12 protein-coding genes are annotated in these 12,151 nt (G+C 71.6%); all 12 read left to right on the forward strand.

Annotated features, from left to right (window positions below; translation table 11 throughout):
- The first annotated feature begins 43 nt into the window (after nucleotides 1-43).
- Nucleotides 44-1,438, forward strand: coding sequence for an ATP-binding protein (locus tag ACGFNN_RS30480; protein WP_393560759.1), 1,395 nt, complete (start codon nucleotides 44-46; stop codon nucleotides 1,436-1,438).
- Nucleotides 1,435-1,857: a roadblock/LC7 domain-containing protein gene (locus ACGFNN_RS30485; protein ID WP_362666629.1), complete on the forward strand. Its 423-nt coding sequence runs from the start codon at nucleotides 1,435-1,437 to the stop codon at nucleotides 1,855-1,857. The genes ACGFNN_RS30480 and ACGFNN_RS30485 overlap by 4 nt, the downstream gene beginning before the upstream one ends.
- Entirely contained in the window at nucleotides 1,854-2,207 is a 354-nt protein-coding gene (locus ACGFNN_RS30490) for a DUF742 domain-containing protein (RefSeq protein ID WP_362666627.1), read from the forward strand. The genes ACGFNN_RS30485 and ACGFNN_RS30490 overlap by 4 nt, the downstream gene beginning before the upstream one ends.
- Entirely contained in the window at nucleotides 2,185-2,799 is a 615-nt protein-coding gene (locus ACGFNN_RS30495) for an ATP/GTP-binding protein (RefSeq protein ID WP_393560761.1), read from the forward strand. The genes ACGFNN_RS30490 and ACGFNN_RS30495 overlap by 23 nt, the downstream gene beginning before the upstream one ends.
- A complete protein-coding gene (locus tag ACGFNN_RS30500; protein WP_393560763.1) occupies nucleotides 2,796-4,034 on the forward strand; it encodes a cytochrome P450 in 1,239 nt (412 codons plus the stop codon). Before ACGFNN_RS30495 ends, ACGFNN_RS30500 begins: the two co-directional genes overlap by 4 nt.
- Before the next feature lie 128 nt (nucleotides 4,035-4,162).
- Nucleotides 4,163-4,567 (forward strand): cell division protein SepF, encoded by a 405-nt coding sequence (locus tag ACGFNN_RS30505; RefSeq protein ID WP_362539714.1) that lies wholly within the window; start codon nucleotides 4,163-4,165, stop codon nucleotides 4,565-4,567.
- A 297-nt stretch (nucleotides 4,568-4,864) separates the two neighbouring features.
- Nucleotides 4,865-5,224 (forward strand): nucleotide pyrophosphohydrolase, encoded by a 360-nt coding sequence (locus tag ACGFNN_RS30510; protein ID WP_393560765.1) that lies wholly within the window; start codon nucleotides 4,865-4,867, stop codon nucleotides 5,222-5,224.
- A gap of 134 nt (nucleotides 5,225-5,358) precedes the next feature.
- Complete coding sequence (locus tag ACGFNN_RS30515) at nucleotides 5,359-5,895, forward strand: DUF6099 family protein (RefSeq protein WP_393560767.1); 537 nt, start codon at nucleotides 5,359-5,361, stop codon at nucleotides 5,893-5,895.
- Nucleotides 5,896-6,003: 108 nt separating this feature from the next.
- Complete coding sequence (locus tag ACGFNN_RS30520; RefSeq protein ID WP_365090428.1) at nucleotides 6,004-6,927, forward strand: LLM class F420-dependent oxidoreductase; 924 nt, start codon at nucleotides 6,004-6,006, stop codon at nucleotides 6,925-6,927.
- A 184-nt stretch (nucleotides 6,928-7,111) separates the two neighbouring features.
- Entirely contained in the window at nucleotides 7,112-8,044 is a 933-nt protein-coding gene (gene mmuM, locus ACGFNN_RS30525; RefSeq protein WP_393560769.1) for a homocysteine S-methyltransferase, read from the forward strand.
- Between the two features lie 43 nt (nucleotides 8,045-8,087).
- Nucleotides 8,088-9,563, forward strand: coding sequence for a 3' terminal RNA ribose 2'-O-methyltransferase Hen1 (locus ACGFNN_RS30530; protein WP_393560771.1), 1,476 nt, complete (start codon nucleotides 8,088-8,090; stop codon nucleotides 9,561-9,563).
- Nucleotides 9,560-12,130 carry a polynucleotide kinase-phosphatase gene (locus tag ACGFNN_RS30535; protein WP_393560773.1) on the forward strand — a complete coding sequence of 857 codons (2,571 nt, stop codon included), beginning with the start codon at nucleotides 9,560-9,562 and terminating at the stop codon, nucleotides 12,128-12,130. Before ACGFNN_RS30530 ends, ACGFNN_RS30535 begins: the two co-directional genes overlap by 4 nt.
- Nucleotides 12,131-12,151 lie beyond the last annotated feature (21 nt).

A 12,151-nucleotide genomic window follows, 5' to 3' on the forward strand; every position in this document is an offset into this window, starting at 1 on the left:
GTGGGCCAGCGCCCGTCCCAGACGACAGAAACGCGGTGACGCCGTGCTCGCATGGATCGTGGCCCTGGCCGCAGTGGCCGTGGCGCTCTGGTCGACGGCCCGCATGCACCAGGCCAGGCGGGACGCCTACGGAGCCTCGGCCCGCGCTGAACTGACGGAACGTCAGGCAAGGGCCGCCGAAGCCCGGACCCTCGCCCTCACGGAGGAGATCCGCCAGCTGGCCCTGAAGCGGATACCCGCGGCCGCGACCGCGCTCTCCCACCGCGCCGCACCCGTACCGGGACTGCGCGAAGCCGCGGACATCGAGGGCGACGCCGCACGGCTCCTGACGCTGGCGGTGGAGGCCGCGCGCACCGCGGTTCTCGAGGAGCGCGTACGGGTCGACGCGGCGGCGCGGTCGGCCATGCGCGGCACCTCCGCCAAGATCCAGTCGCTGCTCAACCAGTCGCAGCACCTGCTGCAGGAACTCCAGCACGAGTACGACGACCCGAGGATCCTGCAGCTCGACTTCCGCAACGAACTGGCGCTGCGCCGCACCCAGGCCACCGCCGTCCTCTGCGACGCCTGGCCGGGCCTCGCCCGGCAGAACTCATCGCTCGTGGAAGTGGTGCTCGGGGCCCAGTCGCGGGTCGCCGGGTACGAACGCGTCAAGGTCGCCAACCATCTGCGCCAGGAGCGGCTGGCCCTGGTCGCGCGTGTCGCCGAGCCGCTGGCGATCGCCCTCGCCGAACTGCTGGCCAACGCGACCGCGTACTCGCACCCGGACACCGAGGTGCCGGTGACGGTTCAGCAGACGCCGGGGCGCGGCGCCCTGATCCTGGTCGACGACGCCGGAATCGGCATGGACGACGACGCCCTCAAACGCGCCCGCGCACTGTTGTCGGGCCCGTCCGAGGTGCTCCTCACCGAACTCGGCGATCCGCCGCAGACCGGCTTCGCCGTCGTCGGGAGGCTCATCGAGCGCTACGGCTTCAGCTGCCACATCGAGTCCTCCCCGTACGGCGGGATGCGCGCGATGCTGCGCATCCCGTCCCATCTGCTCACCGTGATCGACGACGACCGCACCCTGTCCGTGCTCGTGCCGGAGCCGGTGCGGGCCAGGCCCGCGGACCCCGAGACCCCCGAACCCCCGGTTCCGGCTGAGGAGACCGCCGCGACCGCGAAGCCCGCCGGGGACACGCCGGTGGGCGAGAGTACGGGGCCCACGGGTGAACTCCCCACCCGGCGCCGCAGATCACGCAGGGCGAGCCTCACGCCGGCCGCCCCCGCCGAGCCGCGGCAGGCCGAAGAGCCCCCGCTCAGGACTCCCGAACAAGCAGGTGCGGCCTGGTCCGCCCTCCAGAAGGGCACCGTCGGCGGCAGGGAGGCCGCGCCCGCGCCGCCTGAGCCGGCTCCCTCAGCAAACCGATCGGACGACCAAGGAGAAGACGAGACGTGAGCGCCACCCCCACCGCCGGTGATCTCGCCTGGGTGCTGACCCCGCTGCTGGAACTGCCCGGCGTGCAGCATGCCGTGGTCGCCACCGGCGACGGTCTGGTCGAGGGCGCCTCACCGGGCCTGGACCGTGCGTCCGCCGAGCGGGTCGCGGCGATGACGGCCACCCTGCACGCCGCCGCCCGCGCCTTCACCACGGCCTTCACCGACGCCGAGGCCCCCCGGCTGGCACAGACGGTGGTCGAGTCCGATCTCGGCTTCGCCGTCGTCGTGCCGGCCGGGAAGAACACCACGCTCGCCCTGTTCGCGGCTCCCGACGCACACCTGGGGAACATCGCGTACCAGATGCAGGTACAGGTCACCGCGCTGACCCGTGCCATGCACGCCCCCACCCGCCAACCGGACGCTGCCGCCCGGCCATGAACCCCGGCCCAGGGCGCCGCCTGATCCCCGCCTATCTGGTCACCGGTGGCCGCTCAGCGCCCACCGGCCCCGCGCTCGACCGGCTCGCCGTGCTCGTACGCACGGACTCGTCCCTGCCGGCGAACGCCGGCGGGGAGCAGCGCAGGCTGTGCGGACTCCTGGAACCGGGAGCCCTCACGGTCGTCGAATGCGCCGCACATCTGGAACTGCCGGTCAGCGCGACGGTCTTCCTGGCCACGGACCTCGTGGCGTCAGGACATCTGCACGCTCGACCACCGATACCCAGCGCCGGTGAGATCGACCGGTCGCTCGTCGAGAGGCTGCTCGTTGGACTCCGTTCCCTCCACTGACCGAGGCGGCGTCGGCTATCTGCCGAGCGCCGCCGAGACCCTGATGAAGCTCGTGGTCACGGGGCCCTTCGGCGTGGGCAAGACCACCCTGATCCGTACGCTGTCGGAGATCCCGACCCTGCACACGGAAGAGGCGATGACGCAGTCCAGTACGGGACTCGACGACACCGCAGGCCTTCCGGAGAAGAGCACGACCACCGTCGCCGTCGACTTCGGACGCCTCACCGTCCAGAACGACCTCGTGCTGTACATGTTCGGCACCCCCGGCCAGGAACGGTTCTTCCCCCTCTGGGAGGACATCGCCCGAGGCGCCCTCGGTGCTCTCGTGATGGTGGACACCCGCCGGCTCGAGGACTCCTTCGCCGTCATGGACATGGTGGAGGAGCAAGGGCTTCCCTACGCCGTCGCGGTCAACCGCTTCCCCGACGCCCCGGCCCACGCCGACGAGGTTCTGCGCAAGCACCTCGACCTCGACGCCCGTACCCCGCTCGTGCAGTGCGACGCCCGCGAACGCCAAGGCGGCATCGACGCCCTGATCGCCCTCGCCGAGCACGCCCTGAACCGCATGCCCGCGTCCCAGGAATCGCCATGACCTCACCCACGTCCGGCAGCGCGCCCTCGCTCCTCGAACCCCTCGCGCTGTACGGGCCGGCCTTCGCCGCCGATCCGCACGACCACTACCGCCGGCTGCGCGACCAGGGGCCGCTGGCCCGGGTGCGCATCGCCCCGGGCATCGACGCGATGCTGGTCACCGACTACCACGCCGCCGTCGACCTGTTGCGTGACACCGACACCTTCTCCAAGGACCCACGCGCCTGGCAGGCGAACGTCCCCCCGGACTCGCCGGTCCTGCCGGTGCTCGGCCACCGGCCCACCGCGCTCTTCAGCGACGGCGCCGTCCACGCCCGCTACCGCGAGGCGATCAACGACACCCTCGCGCTGGTCGAGCCCCACCTGCTGCGTGCCGAGGTCGCCGAGGTCGCACAGCGGCTGATCGCCGACTTCGCGGCCTCCGGCACCTGCGACCTCATCGCGCAGTACGCCCGTCGGCTCCCCCTCCACGTCTTCACCGCCTCCTTCGGCGTGGCGCAGGACGACGCCGAACGCGTGGTCCGGGGAACCAGCGGAATGATGAACCCGGCGGCAGACGCCAAGGCGGCGTACGAGGATCTCGTCGACGTCATCTCGTCCCTCGTCTCGGCGAGGCGACGCAGGCCGGGCAGGGACCTCACCACCTACCTGCTCGACCACCCCGCAGGCCTCGACGACGAGGAGGCGGTCCGTCAGATCACGCTGATCATGAGCGCGGGACACGAGCCCACGACCAATCTGATCGGCAACGCGCTGCTCGGCATGCTCGCCTCGGGGGACGGCGGCTCCCTCCACGGCGGCGCCCTCACCGCCCGCGAAGCGGTGGACGAGGTGCTCTGGCGCGATCCGCCCATGGCCAACCTGGGGGCGCACTACCCGCGTCACGACACCGAGTTCCACGGTGTCGCGCTGCGCGCCGGGCAGTTGGTCCTGGTCTCCTACGCCGCCGCCAACACACAGTCGCCGTCCTCCGTGCGGGACCCGGCGGTGCGATCCGGTGACGGTGCCCACCTGTCGTGGTCCACCGGCCCGCACCGCTGCCCCGCCAAGCAGCCCGCGTTGCTGATGGCGATGACCGCGATCGAGCAGCTCACCAGCCAGCTCTGTGATCTGGAACTCGCCGTGGACCCGGGCGAGCTGGTCTGGAGGCCCGGCCCGTTCCACCGTGCCCTGGCCCACCTGCCGGCCCGTTTCACCCCTCTCGCGACCCTGTCCGACCAGGGCGGCGCGCCGTGACGGACATGTCCGATCGTGTTCCGGCCCGTGTCGGTGGTACGCCGAACGGGTGAGGGGCGAGAGAATTGCCCGATGAACAGCGAGCGCAGCCGGCGCACGGCCAACCGGCATACGGACGGGGTGGTCCTGTGAGCAGGTACGACAGGTACGACAGGTACGACGCCACCGACGAGCAGTGGGAAGGGCTCGCCCAGGTCGTGCCCCTGAGGGGCCGTAACGAATGGCCGTCACGGGTCGACCACCGGACGGTGCCGGACCAGGAGTCGGCCGAGCAGCGCCGCATGGTCGTCCTCCGGGTCCAGGTGTTCGCGGACGCGCGTGAAGTTGCCGAGTATCTGGTGGCCCAGATCCCGGTCCTGCTGGATCTCACCGGCGCCGAGAACGACGTGGCGAAGCGGATTCTGGACTTCAGCAGCGGTGTGGTCTTCGGGCTCGGCAGCGGGATGCACCGCGTGGACCGCAATGTCTTCCTGCTCGCACCGGTGGGCATGGAGGTCGAGGGGGCTGCGGCCGCGGCGGTGACCCAGCCGTAGGCGGGAGGCGCGGGCGGAGCGGTTCACGGGGCGCGGCGGGGTGCTGAGGTCGCCTCCGCGGCGGCGCCGTTCCGGCAGGAGCCGCTCCGCGCCCGCCCCGGCACGGCCGGACCTCGCTCGGCCGACGCCGATCGTGGCGCGTGGGCGTGGCACCGGTGCGGCCGGTGGCGTCCGGCGCGTGAGGTGGCCGGTACAGGCGACGGCACCGGGACGTGGGGCGAGTGGGCCGTCGGGAGCGGGACGGTCGGACGGGTGGGCCGTCGGGAGCGGGGTCGCCGGAGTGATAGACCTGGCGGCGTGACGGAACTGGATGTAGCCCAACTGCAGCGGCGACTGGCCGACTTCGCGGCCTCCCGCGACTGGGAGCCCTACCACACGCCCAAGAACCTCTCCGCGGCGCTGAGTGTCGAGGCATCCGAACTCCTGGAGATCTTCCAGTGGCTGACACCGGAGCAGTCGGCACGGGTGATGGACGACCCCGCGACGGCATTCCGCGTCAGGGACGAGGTGGCGGACGTGCTCGCCTACCTGCTGCAGTTCTGCGAGGTACTGGAGATCGACGTTCTGGCGGCCCTCGCGGCCAAAATCGACCGGAACGAGACCCGTTTTCCGGCCCCAGAGGGAGCCGGGCCCCACGATCGTCACTCTTCGGAGTGATCGACTTGTCCACAATCCGATCCCTGTCCACAGATTTCCGATTTCCTCTGGCATTCATGTGCTGCACCCCTCACTGTGGGTAATGAAGAGGTGAGCGGGTTTCGCGCACGTGGCATCGATGACGGGGGAATCGCATGGAAGCGGAGCGGCTGATCGAGGCGGGCCGGCGTGCCCTGGCGGAAAGCCGGGGGGTGCCGGCCGTCATGGCGGAGGCGTGGCAGGCCCAGGCGCTGGCCAGGGCGGTCGGAGGGCAGCTGGCGCGGAGCGGGCCGGTGGAATTACGGACGGAGGCGCGCGGGCTCAGCGAGACCTGCGCTCTGGGCAGCGCGGCGCTCGACCACCCGATGGTGCCGGCGGGAGGCGTGAGGGCCGCGCAGCTGACCGAAGTGACTCATGTGGCAGGCGCGCTGGGTGCTCTCGTCCTGCTCCTCGGCGAGGCGGGGATCGCCCTGGTGGGCGTCGCCTGCGGCACGGACGAGGAAGGGCTCTACTGGCAGTGCATCGAGGCCATAGACGCCGTCGACGAGTCGGTGGACCGGGTCCACGCGATGCTGAGACGGCTTGCGGAACACGCGGCGGACAGGGAGCGCGCCCGCGGTCCGGACCGGGAGCGCGACGGCCCGTACGGCGTCCTCAAAGGGTCGGCCGGTTCCGCGGCCGGCCAGGCGTGAGCGCGCGGTCCCTGAGCGGGCGGCCGTAAGGGTACGCCGGGCTGACCGGCCGGGGGAGGTAGACAGGGGACGCGGGGCTCGGCGGTTTCGAAGGTGCAGGATGGAGGCATGGATCTTCGCATCTTCACCGAGCCCCAGCAAGGGGCGAGCTATGACAACCTGCTCACCGTCGCCAAGGCCACCGAGGACCTCGGCTTCGACGCCTTCTACAGGTCGGACCACTACCTCCGCATGGGCTCCGGTGACGGACTGCCCGGCCCCACCGACGCGTGGATCACTCTCGCCGGCCTCGCCAGGGAGACCAAGCGGATCCGCCTCGGCACGCTGATGACGGCGGGCACCTTCCGTCTGCCCGGGGTGCTGGCCATCCAGGTCGCCCAGGTCGACCAGATGTCCGGTGGACGCGTCGAGCTCGGGCTGGGAGCGGGCTGGTTCGAGGAGGAGCACAAGGCGTACGGCATTCCCTTCCCGAAGGAGAAGTTCGGCCGCCTCGAAGAGCAGTTGGCGATCGTCACAGGCCTGTGGGGGACGGAGACCGGCAAGACGTTCAGCTACGACGGCACCTATTACCAACTCACCGACTCGCCCGCACTGCCGAAGCCCGCCCAGGCGAAGGTGCCGGTGCTGATCGGAGGGCACGGAGCGGTCCGTACCCCTCGGCTCGCCGCCCGGTACGCCGATGAGTTCAACATCCCCTTCGCGTCGATCGAGGACAGCGAGAAGCAGTTCGGCAGGGTCAGGGACGCGGCCGTCGAAGCAGGGCGCTCCCCTGACGACCTCGTGTACTCCAACGCCCTTGTGGTGTGCGTCGGGAAGAACGACGCGGAAGTCGCCAGGCGCGCCGAAGCCATCGGACGGGAGGTCGAGGAGATCAAGGCGAACGGGCTGGCCGGCTCGCCCGCCGAAGTGGTCGACAAGATCGGCCGGTACGCCGCGATCGGGTCGTCACGCATCTACCTCCAGGTTCTGGACCTGCACGACCTGGAGCACCTGGAACTGATCTCGGCGCAGGTCCAGTCGCAGCTGAGCTGAGAAGGGGGGGTGTCCCCGCGGCGGCCAGGGCTCGGAACGGCCGGAGGCGGCACCGACCGTGCGGCGCGGGCGGAGCGTCCCTCCGCGTGGTGCGGAAGCGGCACTCCGCGCCGTGCGGCGGGCACGAGCCGGATCGTGGCCGCCGGTTCCACGGGCTCCGGCGGCACCGGAAGTGGAGGAACCGATGGACACCTCTCGGACGCCGGTCGGTCCGGCCGGCCGGACCCTAGGCGAGGCGCTCGCCGAGGGCACCGTCCTGCTGGACGGCGGGCTCTCCAATCAGCTGGAGGCGCAGGGCTGCGATCTTTCGGGCTCCCTGTGGTCGGCCCGTCTTCTGGCGGACGCGCCCCATCAGATCGAGGCCGCCCACGCGGCCTACGCCCGGGCGGGCGCGCAGGTGCTCATCACCGCCAGTTACCAGGCGACGTTCGAAGGGTTCGCGCGGCAGGGGGTCGGCGCGGACCGTGCCGCTGCCCTGCTGGCGGGAAGCGTCGAGGCAGCCCGGCGGGCGGGTGCGGTGACGGGCAGCGAGCACTGGGTGGCCGCGTCGGTCGGTCCCTACGGGGCGATGCTCGCGGACGGCAGCGAGTACCGCGGCCGGTACGGCCTGACCGTCCGCGAGCTGGTGCGCTTCCACCGGCCCCGGGCGCGGACCCTGGCGGAAGCAGGCCCCGACGCGCTGGCACTGGAGACGGTGCCGGACGTCCTGGAGGCCGAGGCACTGCTGGAGGTGGTCCAGGAGCTGGATGTGCCGGTATGGCTCTCGTACAGCGTCGCGGGGGACCGGACGCGTGCGGGCCAGCCGCTGGCCGAGGCGTTCGGGCTCGCCGCAGGTGTCGACCAGGTGGTGGCCGTGGGGGTCAACTGCTGCGATCCGGCCGACGCGGACCGTGCGGTGGAGACGGCGGCCGAGGTGAGCGGAAAGCCCGTGGTCGTGTACCCGAACAGCGGGGAGCGCTGGGACGCCGGCGCCCGGCGCTGGACGGGGAGCGGAACCTTCGAGGCCGGCAGGGTGCGCGGCTGGCAGCGTGCCGGGGCGCGGCTGGTCGGAGGCTGCTGCCGGGTCGGTCCGTCCTCGATCGCGGCGCTGGCGGAACGACTGCGCCCGGGGGCATGAAAATGCCTGGTGGGGAGCGGGCGGTCGCACCATACTCGGACACGTGTTCCTGACTATCAGCACGACCGGCACCCCGGAGCGTCCCGCCACCGACCTCGGCTACCTGCTGCACAAGCATCCCGACAAGGCGCAGACGTTCTCCACCTCGCACGGCACCGCGCACGTCTTCTACCCCGAGGCGTCCGCGGAGCGCTGTACAGCGGCGCTGCTGCTGGAGGTCGATCCGGTGGCGCTGGTGCGCAGGGGCAAGGGCAAGGGCCGGGGCGGAGCACCCGACGCCGCGCTCGCCCAGTACGTCAACGACCGCCCCTACGCGGCCTCGTCGCTGCTGGCGGTGGCGATGACGACGGTGTTCAAGTCCGCGCTGAACGGCGTGTGCCGGTCCATGCCCGAGCGTGCCCGGGAAGCGATGCCGCTGCGCGTGGAGGTTCCCGTGCTGCCCGCCCGCGGTGGTGCGGAGCTCGTCCGCAAGCTCTTCGCCCCGCTGGGCTGGTCACAGGTCGAGGCCGAGGCCCTGCCACTGGACGAACACTTTCCGGAGTGGGGCGACTCGCGCTACGTACGGCTCGCTCTGGAAGGGGAGCTGCGACTCGCCGACGCCCTGCGGCAGCTGTACGTGCTGCTGCCGGTGCTCGACGACGCGAAGCACTACTGGGTCGCACCCGACGAGGTGGACAAACTGCTGCGTGCCGGTGAGGGCTGGCTGGCGGTCCACCCCGAGCGGCGTCTCATCACCAGCCGCTACCTCTCCCGCCGCGCCGGGCTCACCCGGCAGGCGACGGAGCGGCTCGAACTGGTCAGGCTGGCGGAGACGGACGACCTCGAGGTGGAGAGCGTCGACAACGCGGTGGACGAGACCACCGACACCGAGGAGCGTCCGGTACCGCTCGCCGAGCGGCGCCGTGAGGCGATCCTGGAGGCACTGCGCACCGCGGGTGCGGGCAGGGTGCTCGACCTGGGCTGCGGCCAGGGCCAGTTGGTACAGGCACTCCTCAAGGACGCGCGCTTCACGGAGATCGTCGGTGTGGACGTGTCGATGCGCGCCCTCACCCTCGCCGCACGCCGGCTCAGGATCGACCGGATGGGCGAGCGCCAGGCCGGGCGGATCACCCTCCTCCAGGGGGCGCTCACCTACACGGACAAGAGACTGAAGGGGTACGACGCCGCCGTGCTGAGCGAGGTGATCGAACATCTCGACCTTCCACGCCTGCCGGCTCTGGAATACGCGGTGTTCGGCTCGGCCAGGCCCCGGACCGTGCTCGTGACGACGCCCAACGTCGAGTACAACGTCCGGTGGGAGACGCTCCCCGCCGGGCACGTCCGCCACGGCGACCACCGGTTCGAGTGGACCAGGGCCGAGTTCGCGCGGTGGGCCGGGCAGGTCGCCGGACGCCACGGCTACACGGTCGAGTTCGTACCCGTAGGACCCGAGGACCCCGAGGTGGGGCCGCCCACGCAGATGGCCGTGTTCACCATGACCGCGGCCGCCGAGAAGACGAAGGAGGCGAACGCCGCATGACCGGTACCTCGCGCGTACTGCCGGTGACCGACCTGTCCCTCGTCGTCCTCGTCGGGGCCAGCGGATCGGGCAAGTCCACCTTCGCCCGCAGGCACTTCAAACCGACGGAGGTGATCTCCTCCGACTTCTGCCGAGGGCTCGTCGCCGACGACGAGAACGACCAGAGCGTCAGCGGTGACGCCTTCGACGTGCTGCACTACATCGCGGGCAAGCGCCTGGCCGCGGGCCGACTCACGGTCGTGGACGCCACCAACGTGCAGCCCGAGAGCCGCAAGCAGCTCGTACAGCTGGCCAGGCAGTACGACGTGCTGCCCATCGCCATCGTGCTCGACCTCCCGGAGGAGGTCTGCCAGGCCCGCAACGCAGCTCGCCCCGACCGGGCCCACATGCCGCGTCACGTCGTACAGCGCCACCGGCGTGAGCTGCGCCGCTCGCTGCGCGGTCTGGAGCGCGAAGGCTTCCGCAAGGTGCACGTCCTGCGCACGGAGGAGGAGGCCGACAGTGCCGAGGTCGTCCTGGAACGTCGCTACAACGACCTCCGGCACCTCACCGGCCCCTTCGACATCATCGGCGACATCCACGGCTGCAGCTCCGAACTCGACACCCTGCTGGCCGAACTCGGCTACAAGGACGGCGCGCACCCCGAGGGACGCACCGCGGTGTTCGTAGGCGACCTCGTCGACCGGGGCCCCGACAGCCCGGGCGTACTGCGCCGCGTCATGTCCATGGTGACCTCGGGCAACGCCCTGTGCGTTCCCGGCAACCACGAGAACAAGCTCGGCCGCTATCTCAAGGGACGCAAGGTCCAGCACAGCCACGGCCTCGCCGAGACCATCGAGCAGCTGGAGCGCGAGGACGCCGAGCACCCCGAGTTCCGCGAGCAGGTGGCGGAGTTCATCGACGGACTGGTCAGCCACTACGTCCTGGACGGCGGGAAGCTGGTCGTCTGCCACGCCGGCCTGCCCGAGAAGTACCACGGGCGCACCTCCGGACGCGTCCGTTCGCACGCGCTCTACGGCGAGACGACCGGTGAGACCGACGAGTTCGGCCTGCCGGTGCGCTACCCGTGGGCCGAGGACTACCGGGGGAGTGCCGCCGTGGTCTACGGCCACACGCCCGTGCCCGTCGCATCGTGGGTGAACAACACCCTCTGCCTGGACACCGGAGCCGTCTTCGGCGGGCGGATGACCGCGCTGCGCTGGCCGGAACGCGAGATCGTCGACGTACCCGCCGAGCGCGTCTGGTACGAGCCCGTGAAGCCGCTGGCCACCGAGGCACCCGGGGGACGGGAGGGCAGGCCGCTCGACCTCACCGACGTGCGCGGCCGTCGCGTCGTGGAGACCCGGCACATGGGACGCCTCGCGGTACGCGAGGAGAATGCGGCAGCGGCGCTCGAGGTGATGAGCCGCTTCGCGGTCGACCCCAGACTGCTGGCCTACCTCCCGCCGACCATGGCCCCGACGGCCACCTCACGGGAGGAGGGCTTCCTGGAGCACCCGGCCGAGGCCTTCGCCCAGTACCGCGCCGACGGGGTGTCCAAGGTCGTCTGCGAGGAGAAGCACATGGGCTCGCGCGCCGTGGCCCTGGTCTGCCGGGACGCGGACACCGCGCGGGAGCGCTTCGGGACCGGGGGCACCTCCGACGCTCCCGGCGCGGGAGGACCCACCGGCGCCCTGTACACCCGTACCGGACGGCCGTTCCTGGACGACACCGCCCTCACCGAGGTGGTGCTCGGCAGGCTGCGTGCGGCGGTCACCGCCGCCGGACTCTGGGAGGAGTGGAACACCGACTGGGTGCTGCTCGACGCCGAGCTGATGCCCTGGTCCCTCAAGGCCGCCGGGCTGCTGCGCTCGCAGTACGCGGCGGTCGGGGCGGCGGCGGGCGCGGCCCTGCCCGTGGCGCGGGACGCCCTGGCAGCGGCGGCCGCCCGCGGGATCGACGTGGACGCCCTCGCCGGCCGGCAGAGGGAACGCGCGGCGGACGCCGCCGCGTTCACCGAGGCATACCGGCGCTACTGCTGGAGCACCGAGGGGCTCGACGGAGTCCGGCTGGCACCGTTCCAGATCCTCGCGGTGCAGGGACGCTCCCTCGCCGCCGTACCGCACGACGAGCAACTCGCCTGGCTGGACCGGCTCGTCGAGCACGACCCGACAGGGCTGCTCCAGGTCACCCGGCGCCTCGTCGTCGACACCGGGGACGAGGAGTCCGTGCGGGCGGGTACCGACTGGTGGCTGGAGATGACCGGTCGCGGCGGCGAGGGCATGGTCGTCAAACCGCTCGCCGCACTGGCCAGGGACGACAAGGGCAGGCTCGTCCAGCCGGGCATCAAGGTGCGCGGCCGGGAGTACCTGCGCATCATCTACGGCCCCGAGTACACACGGCCGGAGCATCTGGAACGGCTGCGTTCGAGGTTCCTCGGACACAAGCGGTCCCTCGCGCTGCGGGAGTACGCACTCGGTCTGGAGGCACTCGACCGGCTGGCCGAGGGGGAGCCGCTCTGGCGGATCCACGAGGCGGTCTTCGCGGTGCTCGCTCTGGAGTCGGAACCGGTCGACCCCCGGCTGTAGGGCGAGGGCGCCGGGAAGACC

Source organism: Streptomyces sp. NPDC048590 (genome assembly GCF_043199535.1).
Classification (GTDB): domain Bacteria; phylum Actinomycetota; class Actinomycetes; order Streptomycetales; family Streptomycetaceae; genus Streptomyces.